This is a genomic window from Sphingobacterium sp. KH_072, from assembly GCF_057837975.1.
In genome coordinates, this window is record NZ_CM174457.1 from 3,882,561 (window position 1) to 3,907,432 (window position 24,872).

21 protein-coding genes are annotated in these 24,872 nt (G+C 42.5%); 2 read left to right on the plus strand and 19 right to left on the minus strand.

Translation table 11 applies throughout. From position 1 onward, the window contains the following. Nucleotides 1–46 precede the first annotated feature (46 nt). From AC3IRT_RS17300 to AC3IRT_RS17340, 9 genes are all read right to left on the minus strand, one after another. Entirely contained in the window at nucleotides 47–1,780 is a 1,734-nt protein-coding gene (locus tag AC3IRT_RS17300) for a tetratricopeptide repeat protein (RefSeq protein WP_489394445.1), read from the minus strand. Nucleotides 1,781–1,803: 23 nt separating this feature from the next. Next, complete coding sequence (locus AC3IRT_RS17305) at nucleotides 1,804–2,748, minus strand: PstS family phosphate ABC transporter substrate-binding protein (RefSeq protein ID WP_489394446.1); 945 nt, start codon at nucleotides 2,746–2,748, stop codon at nucleotides 1,804–1,806. A gap of 37 nt (nucleotides 2,749–2,785) precedes the next feature. Continuing rightward, the gene (locus AC3IRT_RS17310; RefSeq protein ID WP_489394447.1) at nucleotides 2,786–3,022 is read right to left on the minus strand and encodes a hypothetical protein; all 237 of its coding nucleotides are present in this window, start codon (nucleotides 3,020–3,022) and stop codon (nucleotides 2,786–2,788) included. A 10-nt stretch (nucleotides 3,023–3,032) separates the two neighbouring features. Beyond that, nucleotides 3,033–3,914: an energy transducer TonB gene (locus AC3IRT_RS17315; RefSeq protein WP_489394448.1), complete on the minus strand. Its 882-nt coding sequence runs from the start codon at nucleotides 3,912–3,914 to the stop codon at nucleotides 3,033–3,035. 20 nt (nucleotides 3,915–3,934) lie between these two features. Next, nucleotides 3,935–4,495, minus strand: coding sequence for an ExbD/TolR family protein (locus tag AC3IRT_RS17320; protein WP_489394449.1), 561 nt, complete (start codon nucleotides 4,493–4,495; stop codon nucleotides 3,935–3,937). 12 nt (nucleotides 4,496–4,507) lie between these two features. Then, the gene (locus AC3IRT_RS17325; protein WP_489394450.1) at nucleotides 4,508–5,161 is read right to left on the minus strand and encodes an ExbD/TolR family protein; all 654 of its coding nucleotides are present in this window, start codon (nucleotides 5,159–5,161) and stop codon (nucleotides 4,508–4,510) included. 101 nt (nucleotides 5,162–5,262) lie between these two features. After that, nucleotides 5,263–6,093 carry a MotA/TolQ/ExbB proton channel family protein gene (locus tag AC3IRT_RS17330; protein ID WP_489394451.1) on the minus strand — a complete coding sequence of 277 codons (831 nt, stop codon included), beginning with the start codon at nucleotides 6,091–6,093 and terminating at the stop codon, nucleotides 5,263–5,265. Nucleotides 6,094–6,490: 397 nt separating this feature from the next. Next, nucleotides 6,491–6,841, minus strand: coding sequence for a translation initiation factor (locus AC3IRT_RS17335; RefSeq protein ID WP_489394452.1), 351 nt, complete (start codon nucleotides 6,839–6,841; stop codon nucleotides 6,491–6,493). A 13-nt stretch (nucleotides 6,842–6,854) separates the two neighbouring features. After that, nucleotides 6,855–7,733 carry a diacylglycerol/lipid kinase family protein gene (locus AC3IRT_RS17340; RefSeq protein WP_489394453.1) on the minus strand — a complete coding sequence of 293 codons (879 nt, stop codon included), beginning with the start codon at nucleotides 7,731–7,733 and terminating at the stop codon, nucleotides 6,855–6,857. Between the two features lie 272 nt (nucleotides 7,734–8,005). On the opposite strand from AC3IRT_RS17340, the gene metK reads away from it, so the two are divergent. Further along, nucleotides 8,006–9,262 (plus strand): methionine adenosyltransferase, encoded by a 1,257-nt coding sequence (metK, locus tag AC3IRT_RS17345; RefSeq protein ID WP_489394454.1) that lies wholly within the window; start codon nucleotides 8,006–8,008, stop codon nucleotides 9,260–9,262. A gap of 93 nt (nucleotides 9,263–9,355) precedes the next feature. Here metK and fabD read toward each other — a convergent pair whose 3' ends face one another. From fabD to AC3IRT_RS17365, 4 genes are all read right to left on the minus strand, one after another. Continuing rightward, nucleotides 9,356–10,246: an ACP S-malonyltransferase gene (gene fabD / locus AC3IRT_RS17350; RefSeq protein ID WP_489394455.1), complete on the minus strand. Its 891-nt coding sequence runs from the start codon at nucleotides 10,244–10,246 to the stop codon at nucleotides 9,356–9,358. Nucleotides 10,247–10,300: 54 nt separating this feature from the next. Next, nucleotides 10,301–11,530 (minus strand): M16 family metallopeptidase, encoded by a 1,230-nt coding sequence (locus tag AC3IRT_RS17355; RefSeq protein WP_489394456.1) that lies wholly within the window; start codon nucleotides 11,528–11,530, stop codon nucleotides 10,301–10,303. 61 nt (nucleotides 11,531–11,591) lie between these two features. Then, nucleotides 11,592–14,402, minus strand: a complete 2,811-nt coding sequence (locus tag AC3IRT_RS17360; protein ID WP_489394457.1) for a TonB-dependent receptor — start codon at nucleotides 14,400–14,402, stop codon at nucleotides 11,592–11,594. A gap of 15 nt (nucleotides 14,403–14,417) precedes the next feature. Beyond that, nucleotides 14,418–15,158, minus strand: coding sequence for a hypothetical protein (locus AC3IRT_RS17365; protein ID WP_489394458.1), 741 nt, complete (start codon nucleotides 15,156–15,158; stop codon nucleotides 14,418–14,420). Nucleotides 15,159–15,304: 146 nt separating this feature from the next. Between AC3IRT_RS17365 and rnhB the strand changes: the two genes are divergently transcribed. Next, the gene (rnhB, locus tag AC3IRT_RS17370; RefSeq protein WP_489394459.1) at nucleotides 15,305–15,916 is read left to right on the plus strand and encodes a ribonuclease HII; all 612 of its coding nucleotides are present in this window, start codon (nucleotides 15,305–15,307) and stop codon (nucleotides 15,914–15,916) included. A gap of 46 nt (nucleotides 15,917–15,962) precedes the next feature. Here rnhB and AC3IRT_RS17375 read toward each other — a convergent pair whose 3' ends face one another. From AC3IRT_RS17375 to rsgA, 6 genes are all read right to left on the minus strand, one after another. After that, a complete protein-coding gene (locus AC3IRT_RS17375; protein ID WP_489394460.1) occupies nucleotides 15,963–18,452 on the minus strand; it encodes a YfhO family protein in 2,490 nt (829 codons plus the stop codon). 75 nt (nucleotides 18,453–18,527) lie between these two features. Further along, a complete protein-coding gene (locus tag AC3IRT_RS17380) occupies nucleotides 18,528–19,214 on the minus strand; it encodes a potassium channel family protein (protein WP_489394461.1) in 687 nt (228 codons plus the stop codon). Beyond that, the gene (locus AC3IRT_RS17385) at nucleotides 19,214–20,992 is read right to left on the minus strand and encodes a TrkH family potassium uptake protein (RefSeq protein ID WP_489394462.1); all 1,779 of its coding nucleotides are present in this window, start codon (nucleotides 20,990–20,992) and stop codon (nucleotides 19,214–19,216) included. Before AC3IRT_RS17385 ends, AC3IRT_RS17380 begins: the two co-directional genes overlap by 1 nt. Nucleotides 20,993–21,018: 26 nt before the next feature. Next, nucleotides 21,019–21,777, minus strand: a complete 759-nt coding sequence (gene map / locus AC3IRT_RS17390) for a type I methionyl aminopeptidase (protein WP_489394463.1) — start codon at nucleotides 21,775–21,777, stop codon at nucleotides 21,019–21,021. 6 nt (nucleotides 21,778–21,783) lie between these two features. Beyond that, nucleotides 21,784–23,613, minus strand: coding sequence for a hypothetical protein (locus AC3IRT_RS17395; protein WP_489394464.1), 1,830 nt, complete (start codon nucleotides 23,611–23,613; stop codon nucleotides 21,784–21,786). Between the two features lie 93 nt (nucleotides 23,614–23,706). Beyond that, nucleotides 23,707–24,645 carry a ribosome small subunit-dependent GTPase A gene (rsgA, locus tag AC3IRT_RS17400; protein WP_489394465.1) on the minus strand — a complete coding sequence of 313 codons (939 nt, stop codon included), beginning with the start codon at nucleotides 24,643–24,645 and terminating at the stop codon, nucleotides 23,707–23,709. Nucleotides 24,646–24,872 lie beyond the last annotated feature (227 nt).

A 24,872-nucleotide genomic window follows, 5' to 3' on the forward strand; every position in this document is an offset into this window, starting at 1 on the left:
CTGATATAAATATCAGCCCTTTTAGAATGTATCTAAATGTCGTCAATTACATTTGACTAACGAATGCATTTGCTGTCTCATTTTCTGGATCAATCGCTAAAGATTTTTCGAAATATGATTTTGCTTTTGCCATGTCACCTTTGAAATAGGTGTGGTATCCTAAGTAGTTGTAAGCATCTACTAGATATCCGCGTTGCGCATCAGGCAATTCTGCTTTTTCTGACAACATAGCTGCTAATTGCTCGAATGTAGGAACAAATAAACCTTGATGTGCCTCAGGATCAAACTGCAAGTTATCTAATGCTAGCTCTGAAAGTCCTTTGAAATACATCGCGTTTACTAGGTATTTCTCGATAGTTTCTGGTTTCTTAGCTCCCAAGACTACTTCGAAGGCTTTGATCGCTTTCTCTAAATATGGTCTAGCCGCCTCTAAGTTAGCTGCACCTTTATCTTCTGGCTCACCACCTTGACCAATGTACAATTTAGATCCTTCGGTATACGCTGTAGTACCCAAATAGTAATTAGAGTCATAGTAGTAATCAGACTCTGGATTAGCCGCAGGAATTGCAAAGATTTTCATCGCGATGTCTTGCTCTCCGTCTTGGTATTTCGCGAAAGCAGTTTCCGCAATTTCTGAATCCAAATCCTCGTCTTCACCTTGTTTTTCTACCGCCTTTTTTAGTAATTCAGAACCTTTCGCCTCGTCTCCATTAGATACGGCAGCAAGACCAGCAATCAAAAAGTCACGCCCAATCAATCTGTTTTCATCTACTTCTTGAAAAAGCTTGTCCATGTACTCGCTTGCTTTCGCATAATCTTTCTCTTGCAAGAATGTGATATAACCCAAGTAACGGTACACTTTTGGATCGACACCAGGAATGCTGCTTAAGCGTTGAGCTACTGTTTTTAACTCTTCGTAGTTACCCGTGTATACCAAGAAATCGGCATAACGAACTTGTGCGTCGATAGATTGGTCTCCAGAAACTTCTAGATACTTTTTGTACGCATCTAAACCTTTTTGGTTGATCTCACGGTAATCTTCTTCCGCCGCTTTTAGTGAAGAGTAGTAATACGTCTCAGCTAGCTCACGGTACAATGGCGCGTATGTTGGATTTTCAGTGATTAAGTTGTTCAAATCTTCGATAACCACATCATAAGCTTGCGCCCAACGAGAGATTACAGCTTGTCCGATTTTTGGAGCGATTAAGCTTTCATCCAAACTCAACGCATCACGGTAGCTAATATACGCTTGATTACTTTCGCGCAATCCAGCATAAGCATCACCTAATGCATTAGGAATCATTGCATCCTTCGCATTTTTCTCTTTTGCTTGCGTTAAGTATTCAATCGCTTTTGTGTAATCTGGCGTTGGTGCCGCAATGTAGGCACGACCTGTGAAATACAAAGGCAAATAATCCTTCTTACCTAAATTAGAAGTAGCTTGTGTGAATTTGCTTTCTGCCGCAGCCTTATCACCTTTTTGCAAATCAACTGAACCCAATCCTACGGTGTTTAATACATCCTTCGGATTGCTTGCAGCTCCTTGTTGAAATACAATTTGAGCAGAATCTACTTTATCATTCACCAAATGAATTTGACCTAGATAAAAGTAGTTATCCGCATCTTTAGGCTTCTTTTGAATCAACTCCTGCAATATGGTTTTAGCTTTGTCATATTGCTCGACTTGCATAGCATCCTGCGCATCCTTCAACTTCTGTGCACTGGCACCGCCCGCTACACCGGCCATTAATAGTCCTAAAAATAATTCTCTTTTTGTCATAATCTATTCCTAATTCTTGTTGTTTACCTATTAAAATTTGCTTCGTCTCGAATGATCAACTGCCGACCAGGCATTGTGAAAGGCAAAAGCCCATACTTCAATACCACACGCTGGCCACGATCGCCGGTTAGGAAGGCCGAAAAGCCGATTCCCAAACCCATATTTGGTTGATAATTCAACACAAAGAACTCATGCTTCAGAGGGTAGGTATCATCGCCTAACGTACTTTGTGAAGGACGATAAGCAACACCATTATCCTTTTTACTTACGCTCAATATACGAATTTTATTGCGACTGCCTAATGAATCTCTCTGTGCCAAATACTGATTTAAGGTTAAAACACCAATTGTATTTGACTTGTTTTGCACAATATTCAAAACTTCTACTGGAGAACCTGCGGCTGTAACCTGTGCTGCGCTCACCTTATCCACATTCGTCACTTCCTTTAATAAACGTAACGAACTAGAATTTATGTTATCGAATACCAAACTATTTCCGTCTTTAGCATTTCCACTAAGTAGAGTGCCGATACGGGTATAACTGATCGTGGAATCCGAAGATTGTGCATTGGTTACAAAAACAACAGCATCGTATCCGACCGCAAAAATACGTGGCTTGATAGAACGCTGTGTAAATCCTTTGGCTTCGGCTTCCGTTAGCTTACGCTTCAACACAGCGATACTTCCTTCGCCATTGAGCAATCGGTTGATCGCTGGACGTTCGGCATCTTTTACCAAATTCACTTTTGTGTTGGTGTATGACGACCGAAAAACATCCAATTGCTCTTCCATCAGCTCTGCCACAGATTCGTCTACAATAACGGTCATGCTACCCGTCAGAATATCATTCCTATCATCAGCTAATGGAGTCTCCGCAACTTGCCCACTTCCATCTCCAGAGTTATTGGTGCAAGCAGCTAATCCTAAGAATGCTGCGCAAAATAATGATATGTTCAAATAATTTGCCATTTGTAATATAAGATTAGAAAATAAAAAAGGATTAATGTTAATCTCTAAAATTATTCTGCCAAAGCCTAGCAAATCGTAAAAATGAGTACACGATGAGCAGACCTCCAAAAAGCTTTCGATAGGTAGGATCGATTTGCATAGGAAGCTCTTCCCAGAAGATCACTACCAAACCTAAGGCGAAGTAAAAGAAGAACATCGCCAGCCCTAAAATAGACAGAAATCGCTGTGTGGGCGATTTCCGTCTGTAATTTGATATACGTCGATTTTCCGACATGAGTATATTATTAGTTTTGTAAGTTCAACGAGATTGGTAATCTATATTGAACACGTACTGGGCGACCATTTTGAATACCTGGTTTCCATTTTTTGGAACGTTTCAACAAGTTTACACCTGCCTGACCGGTTCCATATCCTAAATCTTTCAATACCTTGATATCGGTTAGTGATCCGTCTTTCTCGACAACGAATGTCAATTCAACAGCTCCCTTAACACCGGCATCGATCGCACCTGAAGGATATTGGAAACTCGTTTCCACGTACTTACGGAATGCTGCCATACCTCCTGGATACTCTGGCTCTACCGCTACCGACGTAAAGATCTTATTTGGATCTGCGTCGCCATCAGGATCACCCTTTGTACTACCAGTAATAGCGCCTTCTACTTTTTTCGGACCAAATTCACCTGTTGGTACACCAGTAGCTCCTGGAGTTCCTTTTAAGGTTAAACGTGCCGGAGTAGCATTTTTCTCTTTAATTTCTTCTTGAGAAACGATCTCTTCCTTTACATCTTTGGCATCAGCCACATTGACATCCGGAAAACGAATAAGGTCTTGTGCTGGTGGTTCTTCCGCGATTTTTTGAGGCGGAGTTTCTTCGATTTCAATCGGTTCTTCCTCCTCTTCCTCTGGCTCTGGAATATCCAAATCCTCCAGTGTTACCTCTGTATATTCTATTTCTTCTTTGGGTTCTCCCGCGGGGAAGTAACTAAAGCCGAATACTTTGGGTAAGCTAATGATGGTCACGATCAAGACTATTGCTAGCAAACCCATATTGGTTGCTTTGTAAGCATTCTTGCGCAATTCATAAGCGCCGTATTCTTTGTTCCTGTCCTCGAAGACGACTTCTAGCCACTCCTTCTTGAACAAATCTAGTTTAGATCCAAACATATCTTTCTATTTATACGGGATTAATTGTTGTTATAGATTCCGTTTGACTCCAAAACAGATACTTCTTCTGCTTTGATCTTCGAAATCGTAAAACGCTTAATATCCACGATTTTCATTTCATCTAAAACATCGACGAGATTCCGTTGAACAGATCGATCGCTCGGGCGAATTACTACAATTAGATCCTTACCACCTGCTACCTTAGGCACTTGCGCTTTTTTCTCGATCAATATTTTGCGAAGACCTTCCGCACTATAATCGACCACGGTAGGCGCGGTAATCGGTTTTGCTAGCTGGCCATAATACCATACTAACTTGTTATCGGATCCCAATAATAGCGTCACTGAGCGGTTATCTGCGATATCAATATCTGGATTTTGCTCGTTTTGATCTTTGTTTTTATCCGGCATCGCTACATCCATCGCCTGCGGCGTGTTTAGTGATGTCGTCAACATAAAGAACGTAATCAATAAGAATGCTAGATCCACCATGGCGGTCAAATCGACCTTTCCACCGTTTTTCTTTGACCTTACTTTGCCGCCTTTTTTGCCGCCGCCGGAATCTTGATTTAATTCTGCCATTTTCCTATTTTCTTATTCCGCTCTCAAACCGGTTACAAAACTGAATTTGTTTTGCTTTTGGTTTCTCAGCGTCTCGATGATCAAATTCATTACTGCGTATTTTTCTTCCGCATCTGCTTTGATAGCCACCTGCATTGGTCCCGGATTCACGAAATCACGTTGGTCATTTTCGCGATCGCGATTTACCTTTACAGTTGCTAATCTTGCCTGCTGCACCCAGTGGTAAAGTTCGTTTGACTCGTTTTCTGTCGAATCTACCGGAATACCGGGCTGAATCTCCACCGTTTGTTCGCTCTTAGGTAACGAAAGTAGTTGTCTTAACGAACGGATTGGCACACCAAAATCGTCTGCCGCAATAAACTTTTCATATTCCTCTTCAGAAAAATTGACTTTGTATTTTGCGCCAACATTCTTCAAGGTCTCGCGACGAATCTCGGGATCTTTCAATCCGAAGAAAATCTTACCATCATCACCTACTGTAATCATGCCGATGTTGTCACCAACTAGTTTTTCTTTCACAGTAGAGGCTGGCGTATCCACTTGTAATGTCTCCGGTTGACGTGCCGTAGCCGTCAATACGAAGAAGGTAAGAAGCAAGAATGACACATCACACATGGCTGTCATGTCAATGGATGTACTTGCTCTTTTTACTTTTGCTTTTGCCATTTCTGTCTTCTTTAAAATTACTTACTTAACTCACTACCTCTTAATGATGATTAATTATTTTAGATTCCATAAAGAAATCTAAAATAATTTCATCATATATCTTACTTGTGGTTTGCAGCGTAAGTCTGTACGATAGAGAAACCTGCCTCATCAATCGAGTAAGTCAATGTATCGATTTTAGAAGTCAAAATGTTGTAGAAGATAATCGCAATGGTAGATGTACCAATACCTGTTGCCGTATTGATTAGGGCCTCAGAGATACCATTCGCCAATTTAGCTGAATCTGGTGTACCACCTGTTGCTAGTGCAGAGAAGGCCTTGATCATACCTGTTACTGTACCTAACAAACCTGTCAATGTACCAATAGACACTAATGTTGCCAGTACTGTTAAGTTTTTCTCCAACATTGGCATTTCTAATGTAGTTGCTTCTTCAATTTCTTTTTGGATTGCCAATACAGATTTTTCTGCATCTAGTCCTGGGTTAGCTTGAACATCTTTGTACTTCAACAAGCCCGCTTTGATTACATTCGCTACAGAACCTTTTTGTTTGTCACACTCAGAGATTGCTGCATCGATGTTTTGTGCTCTCAATAAGCCTTGTACTTTTTGCACGAAGTTACCTACGTTTCCAGTACCAGAAGCTTTACCAATTACAATGAAGCGCTCGATAGAGAATACAAATACCATTAAGAATAAGCCTAAAAGAACCGGTACCACATAACCCGCATGGTAAACCATACCATAATAATTTCCTGGCAAAGGTTGGTTTGCTGGATCTCCGTCAATAAAGTTACTTGGTGATCCCATCACAAACTGATAAACTAAATAACCAATTATCAAACATATGATAATCGCTAAACTTGCAAATAAATTACCCGAATTTCCTCCCTCTTGTTTAGCAGGACTTGTTGTTTTTGGTGCGTTTGCCATTTTACTAATTTTTAGATTTTACTGTTGTTAATTATTATAGTTTAATTCAAGATTTTAATAAGAAATAAGTCGTTTTACTGATGTACCTCAAAACAAATATACTATTTTATGATAAAAATAAAATTCCCGTGCCACAATTCCATAAAATTACTCCAATATATCTGTAATGAAATAGATCCAGCAGTCCTCTTTCTTTTTTTTATCCTATTTCAATAACCAAAGTAGACCCATTTTGATTTTGGTTTTGCAATGAAAGGTATTTTTTTTCTCATATGCAAATTATCAAATTATTAATTGTTAAAATTAAGTAAGTGTTTACTCATCGATTTTCATATATAGATTACACGTGCTACTATTAACGATGTTTCTGATATACTATTGTGTTTAAACAGATATTTTATCCGCCAAAACCTTTAACTTTGTAGTTATCAGCACTTAACAAATCGATAAGCTTTTGCTTGAAGTCTCCCTGAATCAGAATTACGCCATCTTTTGCTCCTCCGCCTACACCGCAGCGTTGTTTTAATTGCTTAGCAAGTGCTTCCAAATCACTTTCTTGGCCTTTAAAACCTTCGACGATTGTAACGACCTTTCCTTTGCGCGATTTCCGATCCAAGCCTACGCGCAATTGCTGCTGCTGATTTGGTAACGTTTCTTGTATCGCCAACTCACCGAACGGGCTAAAATTAAAATCGTCGGCCGTAGAATATACGACTCCCTCATATTGTTGCTTCTTTTGCTTCGCCATGTCTATCTATATACTAACAAATGATCTTTAAGGATTTTTCCTGCACAGTAAATTTTAGTGGCGCTTGGAGTGCCAGCGGCTCACCATCTACATGCACAGGGCCTATATCTTCCGAATCGATGCTGATAATTCTGCCTGGGATAATTTCCACATACTCTGATTGATCGACAGACTTATTAAACAAGTGAAATACCATCATCGGTAACAAGTACAATGGAAACTTATGTACAATACAGACATCGATCAATCCATCCGTAACGGAGGCATTGGGTGCTATGTACGCATTATTGCCAAATTGTGGTGAATTGGCTACGCTAATCATAAACGCTTCGCGATTATACGATTTGCCATCGATTGTAAGCTGGTATTTCTTGGGTCGATAAGAGCCTAGCAAATTCATCACCGTTCGCAAGTAACCTATTGGTCCGCGTGTAGAATCGGTGGCAAACTTATCACTAACAGAAGCATCGAATCCGACTCCTGCTACATTAAAGAAAAACCTGTCATTCACACGACCGGTATCTACCGTCATCATATCAAAACGATTGATACGACGGATTGCTCCCGCTTCATGCAATGGTATACCTAAATAGAGAGCCAAACCATTTCCAGAACCTTCAGGAATAATGCCCAACGGCGTGTCGGTGCCAGCTAATGCGGATCCAATTTCATTAATCGTACCATCACCACCTACTGCAACGACGACGTCGTACTTATTAAGAACTGCTTGTTTGGCCAGTTCGTGTGCATGCCCGGCATGATCCGTCTGCTGAAAGGTAGGCTCAAATTTACTCAAGTCCAGCGTGTCGAGAATCTGCTTTTTAAATGCCGTCTTTCGCTTGCCTCCCGAAATGGGATTGATCACAAACAGGATCTTCTTTTTTGTATTCATCGATTTTCGTTACGGATTATAAAGATAAGCTAAAAATATTGTCATTATAATCTATTATTTGGACGAATGCTAGATTGCATTTCACAAATACAATTAAGAGTCGTAGTTTTGCAGCAACAAAAAAGTGGATTGATTTGCGTTTTTATCTCGTCCGAGATAGACAAAGAGATTGCAACCACAGAAAAAAAGTGCTAAAACCATTCGAATAATGCTTTAACACCTTGTCCGCATTCTCTACAAATCGTTAATTATTTAAAGTTTAAGTAAGACTCATGGGATATTTTTTTACATCCGAATCTGTTTCGGAAGGTCACCCCGATAAAATTGCCGATCAGATTTCGGATGCTTTAATTGATAACTTTCTTGCCTGGGATCAAGATTCCAAAGTGGCTATTGAAACTTTAGTCACTACCGGCCAAGTGATATTAGCAGGAGAAGTTAAATCTAACATCTATTTAGACGTGCAAAAGATCACCCGTCAGGTGATTCAGCGCATTGGGTATACCAAGTCGGAGTATATGTTTGAGGCCAACTCTTGTGGCATCTTATCGGCGATTCACGAGCAATCTAATGAGATCAATCAAGGTGTAGAGCGGCAAACCAAACAAGATCAAGGCGCTGGAGATCAGGGCATCATGTTTGGCTACGCCAGCAACGAAACGGAAAACTTTATGCCGTTGGCATTGGATCTGTCGCACCGCCTGCTGTACGAATTAGCAGAACTACGTCGCGAGAATACGCAAATCACTTACCTACGTCCGGATGCAAAAGCGCAGGTAACGTTAGAATATGACGAGAACAACAAGCCATTGCGCATTGATACGATCGTGATCTCTACACAGCACGACGATTTCGATAGCGACGAGGTAGCGATGCAGCAAAAGATTAAGCAGGATCTGATCGATATCTTGATTCCTCGCGTACAAGCGCAGTTAAAAGAAGAGCTACAGCCGCTTTTCACAGATCATATCAAATACCATATTAATCCAACTGGAAAGTTTGTAATCGGTGGACCGCACGGTGATACCGGATTGACTGGTCGCAAGATCATTGTAGATACCTACGGTGGAAAAGGAGCTCATGGCGGTGGTGCATTCTCTGGAAAAGATCCTTCAAAAGTAGACCGCTCTGCTGCTTATGCAACACGTCATATCGCAAAAAATCTGGTAGCGGCTGGTTTAGCAGATGAAATTTTGGTTCAAATCTCGTATGCCATCGGTGTAAAAGACCCAATGGGAATCTATGTCAACACCTATGGTACGAGCAAAGTGGGATTGAGCGATGGCGCTATTGCAGAGAAGATCGGTGAACTATTCGACATGACGCCATATGGCATCGAAACACGTCTGGGTTTACGCAATCCAATCTATTCGGAAACAGCCGCTTACGGGCACATGGGTCGTACGCCTGTGACGGTTTCTAAAACATTTGAAAGTAGCACCGGCGAAACGAAAACAGTGGAAGTGGATCTCTTTACTTGGGAAAAACTAGACTATGTAGATAAAGTAAAGCAAGCATTTAACTTATAATAAGTTGAATGCTATATATAAAACAAAAGGGCTGTACATGATGTACAGCCCTTTTGCGTGTAAGCTATTCGCTAAACAGGCCTATCTTTATAATTATGCTTCCAAACTCGCAGCAGATGTAGCTGCCTGTCTGTTGACTTTCTTGACCAATCCTTGCAACACATTTCCTGGGCCGACTTCTACGAAGTTTTCTGCTCCATTATTCAGCATATGTTGTACAGTTTGCGTCCAACGTACTGCTCCGGTAAGCTGAGCAATCAAATTCGCTTTGATCTCTGCAGGATCTGTATATGCTTTGGCATCTACATTCTGGTAGATCGGACAGATCGGCGCCTGAATGTTCGTACTTTCAATCGCTTTCTGCAACTCTAATTTCGCAGGCTCCATTAATGGAGAGTGGAATGCACCACCCACGTTGAGTTTCAACGCACGTTTTGCGCCAGCTTCGGTAAGCAATAAACAAGCCTTATCAACACCTTCAATAGAACCAGAAATCACTAATTGACCGGGGCAATTGTAGTTCGCCGGAACAACTACATCTTCAATCTCGGCACAGATACGCTCTACTACTTCATCTTCCAAGCCCAAGATCGCTGCCATCGTCGAAGGTTGTGCTTCGCAAGCTGCCTGCATGGCATTTGCACGTTTGGAAACCAATAAAAGGCCATCTTCAAAAGATAAAGCACCTGCTGCTACTAGTGCAGAGAACTCGCCTAAGGAATGCCCAGCTACCATAGCGGGTTGAAAATGCTCGCCTAATGCCTTTGCCAAGATTACAGAATGTAAAAAGATAGCCGGCTGCGTCACCTTGGTTTGTTTAAGGTCTTCGTCTGTTCCAGAAAACATAATATCCGTAATTCGGAAGCCTAACAAATCATTGGCCTGCTCAAATAAGGCTTTCGTATCCTCATTCAGTTGATACAACTCTTGCCCCATCCCAACAAACTGGGCGCCTTGACCTGGAAAAATATACGCTGTCTTCATATAAATGTTATTGATTCTTTTTATTCGTTAATTATACTGTCAAGCAATCACTATCTAATCTTCTGGCGAGAAGGACAACGACGTCATCCGATCTGGATCGAACAAATCCAAAGCTACCTCATGTATGTTGGTGGTCGTCACCGAATCAAGGTTCTGAAAAACATCATCTAAAGTAATGATGGTGTTATAGTCCAGTATGTTTTTTGTCTCGGCGATGATCACACTCATTCTATTCTCTTCAGCCAATGCTATCTGACCTTTAAATTTATGCTTTGCTTTGCTCAATGTGCTTTCACTGATCGGCTTTGCCGCCAACTTGTTCAGCTCCTTGCGCACCAGTCGCGTCGCGCGTTCGATCTTTTCTTCGTCTGTACCCAAATAGATGCTAAATATACCAGTATCGCCATACATAGCATAGCTGGATTCTATCGTATAGGCAATACCATACTTCTCTCGTACCGAAAGATTCAAAATAGAGCTCATACCAATACCACCAAGCATATTATTGAGTAGCATTAAGGTTGTCTTTCTAGAATCGTGAATACCGTAAGCAGGCACACCCAAGGCATAATGCACTTGGTTGATCGGTTTATAAACCACCTCATGCGTCGGCGCGGGTAGTGCTGGTAGTGTTGCTGCTTTATTGCGGGATGCCCGCAATGGAAAAGTAAAAATCTTATTGACCATCCGCTCCACCTCTTTCTGCGTGTAATCGCCAGAGATACCAATGGCAATATCTTCGCCCGTGTAGTTGTTCGCGATAAAATCTCTTACATCTTGCTGGGTAATAGAGAGCAGATCCTTTTCGAGTCCGAGAATATTATGCCCTAACCCTGTGCCTGCAAAAAGCAAATCATCAAAATCGTCCATAATGGATTCTTCCGGACTGTCTAGATAGGACGCCATTTCATCTAAGATCACGCCTTTTTCTTTCACCAATTCGGCTTCCGGAAACGTGGAATGAAAGGTGATATCTTCAAACAAATCCAGCGCACGACTCAAATATGGCCGCAAAACGGATGCATGGATACAAGTATACTCTTTAGTAGTATAGGCGTTCAGGTCGCCGCCTACAGATTCGAGACGATGAAGGATTTGGTTGGTGTTACGACGGGCGGTTTGCTTGAACAATAAATGTTCGATAAAATGCGCCATACCAAACTTTCCGGCTTCTTCATCTCTAGAACCGACATTCACAATCAGACAGGTATGCGTGATGGTAGACGCTTGTTGGTTCAACACCACACGTATTCCATTGTCTAATCGCATTAAATGATACCCCATACATTGCTTTACTAAGAAGTGCACGCAAAGGTACGATTATAAATAAAATTTGTGGTATTGCCTACATCCGCGGACGACGCATACCTCTGGACGATCCATCACCTTCACTAGGTGATCCCAATGCAAACTTTTGAAAGCGGAACGTAAACGAGAGTAAAAAATACCGTGCTAAGCGATTTGTCTGCGAATCCGTCAACACCTCTCCTACAGAACGGTTCAGGTTAATCTGTTGGTTCAGCAAATCAAATCCTTGTAGACGTAAGGCTCCTCGCTGTCCTTTCAAGAAACGGTGTTCAAGATAACTGTTAATAATGAAAGGATTGGCATTGTTGGCATAACCGCGATTAAACGACTTGGATAGATCTGCACCAAAAATCGTATTAGGGCCTAGGTTGACCGAGCCAATCAACGAGGGTGCTATCGTGGTGATGTTCGGCGCGTCAAACTCTGGCAGAGACGCGTTCGTTATGTTGTACGAAAAGCGTACACCTGGGTTGATCTCTAAATTTTCGGATGGCGTATAGCGGAAGAATAAGTTTTGGGTAAGGACAATATTATTCGCAATATTCTTCCGGTAATCTTCCAATGCTACCAAAGAATCAGTGGCCAAATAAGATACGTTCTTATTGTAATTCACACCACCCATATACATGATGTTATATGTTTTATCGCTTAACGACCGGCCAAAATGGTAAAATGCATTGACGCTATATACCGGATCGGTTTCGTTTTTGTAATCAACAAATTGGTACATACCCTCTCCCGGTCGGCTGAATCGCTTGTTCATAGTCACCACTCGGTCATTGATCAATTCGGTACGCAAGACCGCGAAGAAAGTTTTTCCTTTTTGCACATCTCCAGCGCGGACACGAAACTGCAATTGATGGCGGAATTCTGGATCCAGATTGGGATTACCGGTTGTGGTCATCAGGTTGCGGGTTACCTCAAAAGGCAAAATCTGTGTGACTGTTGGCTCTGTAGCTCTCCCCGAATAACTCATCGAAATATTCGACTGACGTGAAAATTTGTATTCAAAACGCGCAATAGGAACAAAGTTGAGGTTCGTCCGATTAATAACGGCTGCGTCATTCATACTAAAGGCATCTCCACGCAATAGAGACGGTTGTACCGCCGCTCCAAAGGAGTATTTGACTTTTTCGTTCTCAAACATGTAGCTGGCTCCAGCCCGATGGGTAGTGAACGAATAATCGTAGGCATAGTTGTAGTTAGAACCCGGAAGTCCGTCAATGGGATTATCATCCCGATCTACCGCGCGCTGTCGGTCAGAATTATCGTAGTCGCTGATGTTATAATCGTAGGTAACTTCGATCTTGCTTTTATCCGTCAGTGGCTCGGTATAAGATACCGATGTTCCTCCGTTCCAGCTTTTGTTTTGCACATCCTGAATAACCTGCTGATAAATTTCGTTGACCGGAGTTTGCTGGTTTGCAGGGTCATAGACAAGGCGTTCCAATGCTTCGTTGAGATCGCGTGTAGTGACAGAATTATCTATGTTAAAATTGATAAAGAAATTTCGGCCTTTATCGTTCAACCTCCTGTTGTACAAACCACTTATGTTGTACCGTGGCGCTGTAGAGTTCGATAATGTATTCTGTAGCTGACTATTGTCTAGTAACGAATCTCTAAACAAGATAGAAGTTGCCATATTGTTAGTAGCATTGTCGTTAAATCCGAATTGCGGCGTCAACTTGATATAATCTTTATCGCTGATGTTCCACTCGATATTGGTTTCAAAACGGTGGTTTGCTCTTATATTATTATTGTTGGCCTCTTCCTCCTCTGTTTGATTCAATCCAATATATTCCCTGAATGTGTTGGACAACGTATTGTTATCGTTACGCTCGAAGGAGTAACTTCCGTATACTTTGAACTTATCACTGAAATCATGACGAACGTTTACCCCGATAGAACTGGTCTCTGTAATTCCTTCCTGGTTGTTTCCAAACTGTCCAGCTCCAGGTCTACCTCCACCACCTGTGCGGTTTCTGGCACCTCCTCCCGTGGTCTGAAAGTCAAAGACCGAAGCATTCAGGTTATTTAAGTTTCCCAGAACGGAAACTTGCGTCTTATTGGTCATCCCCATCAACATGCCCGTCGTCTGGAAGCGATCTTCCGTACCGCCTGCCACGCGCAATGTGGTCATCCACCCGCTATTGTATTTAGGATCGATCTGTATGTTCAATACTTTTTCTGAATCGCCCGTGCGATTACCTGTAATATTGGCCATATCACCATAATCATCCACGATCTGAATCTTATCAATGATATTGGCTGGAAGATTTTTTGTTGCGGTCTTTACGTCACCGCCAAAAAAATCCTTCCCGTTGATACGCACACGTGTCACAGATTCACCCTGTGCGGTAACGTTTCCATCTTTATCCACCTCTACGCCTTGTAATCTTTTTAAGGCGTCTTCTGCGACAGCACCTTCACGCAATTTCAACCCTTGAGCAGAATACTCTACCGTATCGCCTTTTACTTGCACGGTCAGTACGCCAGAGATCACGACTTCTTCAATCAAGTTGGAATTTACTTCGAGCACAAAGCTGGGAATAAACATTTTCTGCTGTCCAGAAGGAAATTCAAAATCTTTGGAATACGTGTCAAAACCGAGACTGCTAACCGTGATTTGAAATTGTTCTGCTTTGACTTGATCAAAGTTGTAAATACCGGCAGCACTCGATGTTATGACCATCGAATCCTGAGCCGAAGTCAACTTAACCGTCGCGCCAGAGATTGGTCTGGCCTCTGTGTCGCGCAGCATTCCTTGTACGGTTTTGCCTGTCTGTCCGTAACCAAATTGGGCAATTAGAACCAATAGGCTTATGTAAATGATCTTGAAATTATGCATAAATTCTGTATGTACTTATTTAAGAGGAAGCTGATCAACGACCCACACTTCGGTTTTACCTTTATAGGGCGACTTTACGCGTGCCGGAGCGCTTTGCCTTCTCGATGCGCTGGCCTGTTGGCTACGCGTCGTCAATGTAGGTGCTTGGCTCCAACGATTTTGGATAGCTACCTGTATAGCAATAGGTTTGGCCACTGTGCCTAGCGCAAGTTGGTCGAGTGGAATCACGGACTCATATACCAAATGATCTGCCGCATCAATTTTTACAATTGCCTGTAGACCGTATGTATTATTGAGTGACAATAACCCATCTACTATTTTTGGGAAATCGTTGACCTTATATCCACGAGAACGCGCTATCAGAGAGGAGCGGACATGTGTAGATGAAAAATCTCCTGTCTCTAGCATCGACCGAATGGTTTCTGCATCCGGAACCGGAAAAAGCAGCTGCATTCCATCCTTCTTTTTACCTTCCGGATTAATCATCACGGATATGCCATGTGCTGCCGCTTCCAGTTGAAGCACCGGATCGATCACTTTGACGGCTACGAAGAGATTTTTATCATCATACCCGATAGCGTAAGACCAAAGTGGCTCTACATCTCCTACCGAGTTTAAGTGTTCATGCCACTCGTCCAACTGCCCATCTACCTCCACGGCGATACCAGAGATCAGTTTAATCTCAGATTTTCTTGCTTGTGCAAAAGCCGCGCAAACAGAAAACAATAGGATATGGATTGCAATAAACGTCTTCATGGGGTCATAATCTTTTGTTTTTGGCGCAGCGAAAATACGTAACGGAAAGAACAAAATCTTTCACAAAAGAAATCATTAGGAGTGTAAATAAGTGTAAATGGGATTTTATCACATAGAAGTTACATAAATCACTAAATTTGTGGCTTATGCACGTTCCTATTCCCTTATTATCTTATTATCAAAGTGATTTACGCGAAGCTGGTTGCGACGAAGCTGGACGAGGTTGCCTTGCGGGGCCAGTATTTGCTGCCGCAGTGGTATTTCCGGTAGATTACTATAATCCGGTGCTCAATGATTCTAAGAAGCTATCAGAGAAGAAACGTTTGGAGCTGCGCACCGTGGTCGAACAGGAAGCGCTGGACTTTGCGGTAGCGTCGGTTTCCGCAGAAGAGATTGATAAAATCAACATTCATCAGGCGTCGTATTTAGCGATGCATCGCGCATTGGATATGCTTAATGTACCAGCCGATTACATCATCGTGGACGGCAATAAATTTGTGCCCTATCAAACCATACCATATACGTGTATCGTAAAAGGAGATGGAAAGTACCTATCTATTGCGGCAGCATCTATACTCGCCAAGACGTATCGAGACGAGTACATGCAACAGCTGGCTGCGGAGCATCCGGATTATGACTGGCTCAGCAACAAAGGCTATCCTACTATCAAACATCGTAACGCTATCCTTCAGCTGGGGCTAACCCCGCATCATAGAAAAACCTTTAGAGTAACCGATCCGCAACTTCGGTTATTCTAAAGGTTTTGCAATCTTGTCCGCTCCGTATTATGGTGCGATAAGATCGCTATTTATGATTGATAACGACTTTAGCCGTCTGATTTTTTCTGCGGTAATGCCAGAAGAGCGCCACCCCAATACCTAATACCAATACGATAGAGAATATCGTAGATAATATGGTGCTGGTTTTCATAGACTGTGGCGCGAAGATGAACTCGACCTGATGATTGCCGCCAGGAAGCTGCAATGCACGTAAGATATAATCGGCACGAATGATCGGCACTTCTTCGCCATCTACATACGCTTTCCAGCCTTTCTCGTAATACACTTCGGAGAATACAGCAAATGCATCGCGTGGTGCTGTATATTCATAACGCATCGTATCTGGATGGTAAGAAACCAAATTGATTTGTGCATTGGCACTATTGCCCAATTGTGTTGCTTTTAATTTGTCCTCAAATTCTTTGTTGACAAATGCTTCTTTGCGCGGATCAAAACTATCCAAAGCATTCATTTCCTCGTTATTATCTTTTACGAAAGTAATGCGATCAACAAACCACGCATTGCCGGCCGCAGAGCTACGTCGTTGGATACGCTCTGAATTATTTTTGGCGTCTCGGCTAATGACATAGCGTACATTGAACATATCCAATACATCTTCATTGATAGCACCATCAAACTGGTGCTCCAATACTTCCTGAAAACGCATCAGCTTCGCTGCATGGTAGCCACCTAAACTTTTGTGGTAATACGATTGGCGCGCATCCTGGAATGGACTGGTCGTCAAATCAAATACACGGTACGATGGATCTTTATCCATCAAAATTAGGTCGTCTACCTCACGCTTCGGCATATGATCTTGCAATGCTGCCGGACTATTGAACGATTCGTCGTTTAAATAGCGTTTGTTTACCGTCCATAAGTCGGCCAATGTCACTAATCCAACTACGGCCAACATAATGGTAAGCGAAGCTTTCTTCTTGATATAGAACCAAACAGCTCCAAACGTAATCAGTACAATAAACAAAGAACGCCAAGCATCCGCGCTAGCGATGGCCGCACGGTCTTTCAATAAAGCATTGACGATTTCATTGCCCATGGCCGCATCGCCTACTTGTTGTTGGTAAGTTGCAATTAATTGCTGATGCGTAGATGAGCGGAAATTGAGGAATAGATCTGGCATTAACGCGATCAGCAAACAAAGCGCCGCTACACCACCGCCAGTGTAGAGTAGTTTTTTATCTAAATTCTTGACTTCTGCCGCACGGCTAATGATTTGATCTATGGCCAGAATAGCCAAAATAGGAATCAAGACCGACGGGATGACCAAAATGGATTCTACCGCCCGGAACTTGTTGTACATCGGGAAATAATCGAAGAACAGATCCGAAATGAAAGGCAAATGCTTTCCAAAGGCCAAGAAAATAGTTAAGCCCGTTGCAGATACCAACCACCATTTATACTTGTTTTTGACGATGACGATTCCTAAAATAAAAAGGAAGATCACACCTGCACCAAAATACCAAGGGCCAGAGGTAAACATCTTCTCACCCCAATACGTAGGCATAGATTGCGCAAACTGCTCGGCTTGTGCCTCTGGAACATTCAGGCCTTTAACGAACTTGGCTACGTTAGAATTCTTATCCAACACACCGCCCGAACGGCCACCATACGCATTTGGAATCAAGAAAGTAATATTCTCTCCCACGCCTTGCGACCAACCGTAAGCATATTCTTTGGTAAGACCAGATTCTGTGCCACCACCATTTTCCGAACTCGTCAAATTGGCTTTGCCACGCGTAGTCAACTGGCTGTATTCGTAGGTCGGGAAAAGTACCGTGGCATTCACGAGCACCGCAACAAGCACCGCGCCCAACTGCACCGCAGTAGATTGTGCAAATTGCTTTAACTTTTTGTCGCGAATGGCGTAATAAACCTCAAAACCGACTAACACCAATAAAGTGATGAAAAGATAATAGGTAACTTGTATGTGATTGGTGCGAATCTCTAACGCCATGAAAAGCGCCAACAAGGAGCCGCCCCAGAGCCACGAACCGCGATAACACAAAATGATGGACGCAATAATCGGCGCGATGTAAGCAATTGCGTAAGCCTTGTTCATGTGGCCCGCCTCGATATAAATCATATTGTACGACGAGAAAGCCAGTGCAACGGCACCGACCGCGGCTAACCAAGGTTTGAGCCGGAGTACACTAAACAATAGATATCCACCTAAAAGATAGAGCAATAAAATGTCTGCTGGTGGAGGAAATACCGCGCGCAGCGCTTTAGAAATATAAGTCGTGACGTTGGCTTCGTGCCCTAACCAGATTTGGTAAACAGGCATACCGCCAAACATCGAGTTCGTCCACAAAGGTGCTTTCCCATCTTTTGCTTTGAAGTCAAACATCTCCTTTTGGCCACCAGCTGCTTGCACGACGTCCGACTGAGCTAATGTTTTGCCCTGCCAAACCGGCGTGAAATAGAAAAAGACGAGTAAGACGAGTATCGCTATAATTGTGAGGTGGGAGGCATTCTCCTTAAACCAATTTTTCATGCGCGCTTTTGGATTAATTATCGATTAAGGGTCAAAAATATATAAATATTTTAAAATACAAGGAAGTATTTCCAGCTATTCCCCCTTACGAATCAAGCGCATAATATCCATCATTTCTCCGAAAAGCACCAACACATCGCCTTCTTGCAGCATCGTATCAGACTTGGCGATCCCAGTAGCTTCTCGTTTAAGCCGATTTTGACCGAGCGCGGTGCCGATCTGATCACGCAGTGTGGTGAGCACAATGACTTTATATTTGTTGGTCAAATTCGCTTCTTGCAAGGTTAGGCCAACGTACTTAGCCGGCACTTTCGTTTCGATAATGCTGTATCTGTCGGATACTTGAAAGGAATCGACAATATCTATATTGTCTAGCCGCATGGCCAATCGTGTGGCTGCCTCTTCCTCGGGCATCACATATTCTGCGATATCCATCGCTTCCAGAACCGTTTTTTGCAGATCAGAAATAACCCGCCCGATGATGCGCTTTACCTGAAGTTGCTTGAGCAAAGCGGTCGTTAATATAGAAGCTCCACCATCTTCACCAATCCCCACAATCACCGCATCGCTATCTTTAAGTGGTAATGATCGTACTGATTCACGATCCGTAGTATCCAGACAAACCGTGTGGGTGATGCGATCTTTAAATTGCTCTACCAAAGTCAATTTTACATCTACGCCAATCACTTCATGTCCCATCTCCGTGAGCCGTATGGCCAATGATCTTCCAAAATGTCCGAGTCCTAATACGATGTACTTCATTAAAATAACAGCTTTTCTGATGGGTAAATATAATTCTTCTTAGACGAGTCTTTGATAAATGCAACCAAAAGCGTCAGCATGCCGACTCGACCAACAAACATGGTCGTCATGACCACAAGCTTGCCCGCCGAGCTCAGCTCGGTAGTAATGCCCAAACTCAGACCAGAGGTAGTATACGCTGAAATGGATTCAAACAATAAGGCGGTCGTATCAAGATCGCCATCCGTCACATTGAGAAAAATAAAGCAGAGCAAAATGCAAAGTATGGAGAGCAATATGATGGCAAAAGCTTTGCTCACTGATTCTGGCAAGATGCGTCGACCAAAAATTTCGATAGATTCTTTCCCTCGTGCGAGCGACACGACATTGAGCAATGCTACCGCAATAGTCGTTACCTTCACGCCGCCGCCCGTAGAGCCGGGCGAAGATCCGATCCACATCAATGTTACCGACATGATTAAGGTCGGCATAGACAACAAACCGACACCTATCGTTTCGAATCCAGCGGTCCGCGCGGAGTTCGCCATAAAGAATGCGGTAGTCATCTTTCCCCAAATACTTTCATCTGCCGCTAACGTACGCTGATATTCTAATGCAAAAAAGGATACCGTCGCTAAGACTATCACAATAACATTGCAGTACACAACAAACCTATGTGTGAATGAAAAATTGTGTGCCTTATGTATTACGCGACGACGCCTGATAAATCTATCTACAAAGCTCGTAACCATTTTCTTGGTATAGGTGTAAAAGTTGTGAATGACTCCAAAGCCCAATGTGCCACAGATAAACATACTCGACAGCACCAACTGAAATGGATAATTGAACCGGAAAACATTGCCGGACATCCCGCCATCGATCAGCGTAAATCCAGAATTACAAAATCCGGAAATAGCATGAAAAACCGCAAAGAACAAGCGGTAACCAAGATGTGGAAACTGACCAGCATCCAACGAAAAGAATAATAAGAACGCTCCGGTTGCTTCTAGTAAAAACGTGATGAAGATAATCATCAGGAGTGTTTTAATCACCTCATTCAGTTTGCTCTCTCCCAGCACTTCGCCAAACATCAATTGATTTTTGAACGAAAATCCACCCGAAAAAAAGTAACCAAAAAAGCCGGTAAAAGTCATGATGCCTAGTCCGCCAATCTGGATCAGCAGCAAGACCACAAACTGGCCGAAGAAGGAAAACTGGGTGGCAATATTCGTGACCTGCAATCCGGTAATGCATACCGCGCTAGTCGACATAAAAAAGGCATCAATAAATGCCAATGGCGCGCCAACGGATGTACGTGGCAACATGAGCAATACCGTACCCAGTAAAATGAGGGCTAAAAAGCTATTGACAAATAAAATAGTGGGATTGAAATATAACTTGTCTAAAAACAGGCTATTTTTAGACAATTGCGTTAAGAAAACAAGAGCTACAGCAAGAAAAGCCCATTCATCGCGTGCAAAATCTACTTCGCCATCCCAATCAACATGCCGCACAAAAATAACATAGAGCATATAAACACTCAGAAAGATACTGGAAAAGTGCGTCGCATTAATTGTTTTTAGCACGAATACACTGGCAATAAGACGAATAAATTCTAGAAAAAAAAGGGCATAGAATAGGCCAATCGATGATTGGCCAAGCATATTCGCCCAGAAAAGATCTTGAACAAAACCGATATGCAACAAGATGATCGCCGTACAAAAAAAGCTTAGATAAAATTGAATGCTATCTAAAGCCTGTGCCTTATACCTAACAATATATTGGAGTAGTTCAGACATAGGTATTTCCCGAACAGAACCTCTATTTACACGCCGTTACTCGAAGTCAGAATCTGCGGCTTGCCACCCGTTACTAATATCGTATGCTCATGCTGTGCCATGTAACCACCTTTGTTTCCGACCATCGTCCAACCATCTTTCAAGGTCACCGCTTCCGACGAATCTGTTGAGATAAATGTCTCAATAGCTACGGTCGTGTTTTTCTTAAATCTCTCGCGGTTGAATCGGTCCCGAAAGTTAGCAATCTCGTGCGGTGCTTCATGCAGGCTTCTACCTACACCATGTCCCGTCAGGTTTTTAATCACGCGATATCCCCTACTTTTTGCTGATTTCTCCATTAACTCGCCCACATCTGAAATGCGCACACCGCTGCTGATCTGTGCAATAGCTTCGTGTAGTATTTCGCGAGAAGCTTGTAATAAATTATCGTGCTCCGATGGGACATTGCCAACTACGAATGAGCTGCCATTGTCAGACCAAAATCCATTCAATTCGGCCGAAACGTCAATATTAATCAATTGTCCTTCTTGCAGAATACGCTGATCGGACGGGATACCGTGACAAAATTCTTTGTCTACGCTGATGCAAGTCCAACCTGGGAAACCGTAGGTTTTGAATGGGGCAGATGCTGCACCATACGATTCGAGAATATCTCGCCCATGGTTGTCTAATGTTTTGGTAGACATCCCTGGCGCTGCAAAAGCAATCATCTCTTTCAAAGTAAGAGCGACCACTTCGCTAATCTTTTTCATCCCATTCAGCTCCTGCTCATTCGTTATCGACATAGGTTGCTATTTTGATTTTTCCTTTTTTTCTTCTTTTTTATTATCCGCCTCATCCTTGTCCTTTTTACTAAACAAGCCTTTGATGAATCCACCGGTTCTCTGCGCAGCACCTTTTACCCCCGTTGCAGCTTCTTGTGATTTGCGTCCTGCCTGCGTTAATTTAGCTTCACGCTCTGCACTAATTCCCGCTGTTTGTTTGATACCATCTAGCAAACTCTGCCACAATGTCTTCCAGAACGAATGCGTAGGATCTCTTTTATACTCCACAGTACCTTTGTGGTACACTTCGTTCGCGTCTGGATTACTATCATTGATGATGATCTGATTCACTAGAAAGGATAGAATACCTTTGCTGGATCGCTTGCCTTCCTCATCTTTGCTACCCAATATCTTGATCTTCAAATCATCGTAATCGAAACGAAAATCACCCCAGTTCCGGTAATCTGTTCCGGCCATATCAAAGCTCACTTTTCGAATATTGCCTGAACTAATCTCTACATTTACCAACGGCTTTATAATACGGTTGAATGCCGTTGCTTTCATCGCGCCCAAGCTACCTTTGTACGTATGCGCGCCATTCTTGCTCAACATATCAAAGCCAAAGATAACATGTATATTGCCCGAATTCATAATCTTCGCGCGAAGATCGGCTCGCATAAACTTATCTTTCTGCAATATAGTAGTGTCGTTAGTCACATTGGTAACTACACCCGTCGCATTATTAAAGGTGATAATACCCTCTTGATTATATTTCTTACTGGTCTCTCCGTACAAGACATCAATATTTTCTATATATACCGTATCCACTTGTACAGCTTGCTTAAGCTTCATAATCTGCTGATGGGGCGAATTCCCGATTTGTGATTTGGGCGTAGATGGATAGCGCAGATCCATGTATAATGATACAGAGCCATTCTTGAGCTTCGCTTCACGAGCGTAGATTTTCTGATCGTCAATCAAGCGCGCAATATCCAAACCTTCGAAGCTCAGACTGTCTACCATCATGATCGCCATGGTGGTTTTCTTCCCTTTCTTTCTGAAAAACTCACTTTTACTCATTCGCGGAGCGAATGAAACCTTGCTCACAAATAAACTGCGATTTTGAGTATTCAACTGGAGATGATCGAACTTGGCCCGATGAAAACCATCTGGCAAATCGTATTCAAATCCTGGCAAGGATAAGTCCACTAGCTTCGTATAAAATAGTCTGGAAGAATCTTGTTCGGAATGCTCATCGATCAATACGTCTCTAATGTGCAACTGCACGCTATCCAACTCCATGGTCGATCGCTTTCCGTTCGAAATTTTTGTATGACTAAATTTCACATTTGTGAAGTCTATCTTATCGACCGCAATCGACGAAAGGTCATCCTTGATCTGTTCGTACAACGTTTTCGGTTGCTCATTTTTGACCGTATCATTATAGGCATGTGGCTGGCTAATCATATGCACTTTGGGCGTCGCCAATTCAATAGAACTGATGCTCAACTTTTTATTAAGCAAAAGGTTCATCAAACCAAAACGACGAATCTTCAATTCATCCAACGCGATATGAAAACGATTATCCGGCGCCTTTTCTGCGGTCATCAACTGTTCGTATACGGCACTATCAGGCACCAATACCGCATTTTTCAACGTCACGTTTCCGAGCACCACATTGAGATCTAGCTCATCGTATTCCAGCGTATATAGGCCATCCGACGATTCGGAAATAATTTCTTTTAATTTACCTTCTAAGATAGGCTTATAGTTATTACTGAGATACCAAGCGGCTCCCAGCACAATCACGAGTATCGCACCAACTATACCAATGATCCACTTCCAAATAGGTTTCATAAATTGTATTTGATCAAATTTACTAACTAAGTCTTCTGCTTAACAAAGGAATTGAATCTATGTTTTTCTTGTAGAAATTTATTTTACAGCTTGTTAATGTCGCGAATCTTCATTGTGATAGATGCTTAGATAACTTTCGTAACGCGACAAGTCAATTTTCTCCTCTTCTACGGCTTCCATCACGGCACAGCCAGGCTCATTAATGTGTCTGCAATTATTGAATCGGCACTGATTCATCAGCGCACGCATTTCCGGAAAGAAATGCGAAAGCTCCTGTGGTTCGATATCTACCACACCCAATTCACGAATTCCTGGTGTATCGATGAGGCTACCACCAAAAGGCAAATCGAGCATCTCGGCAAAGGTGGTGGTATGTTTGCCTTTGTCGGACCAAGCAGAGATTTGTCCGGTTTTCAGATTAACATCAGGAATCAAGGCATTAATCAAGGTCGATTTACCGACACCAGAATGACCAGAAACGAGACTAATCTTGTCTTGCAGCAGCTCGTGAAGCGACGTGAGATTCGTACCTTCTAAAGCAGAAACTTCCAAACAGGTATAACCAATATTCGTATAAATGGATTTGTAGTCGTGCAGAATTTCCAATCCTTCGGCACTAAAAAGATCTAATTTATTAAACACCAACACGGCGGGTATGCTATATGCTTCTGCTGTGACCAGAAACCGATCAATAAAACCCATGGAAGTTGGCGGCGAAGCCAACGTGACCACCAGCAATGCTTGATCTAAATTGGCACCGATAATCTGCGTTTGCTTAGAAAGGTTGATGGAGCGACGAATAATATAATTCTTTCGCGGCTCTAGTGTCGTAATCACCGCATATCCTTCTTCTTGCTCTAGCTCGATCGTAACGCGATCTCCTACTGCAATCGGATTGGTAGTTTTGATACCTTTAATACGAAACTTTCCCTTGATACGACATTCGTAGCGCTCGTTATCCTCACCGAGTACCTGATACCAACTTCCTGTAGATTTCGTTACCAGACCTTTTAAAACACCTCGATTTATCATTTCGCTCTATACTACGTTATTCTTTATCATGCGTACTCCCACAACAGATCAGGTATGCCATCCGATGGTTTGTCGCTTTTTTAATCTGCTTATACAAAGTTACGAAAAGCGATGTAAGAAAGATTGCCTTATCGGCAAATATCCGTTTCTGCACCGCATAGATGCGGATATTCGAACGTGCCAATTATCCGCCCCAACCCACGGTTCTAATAAAATAAAAAGTATAT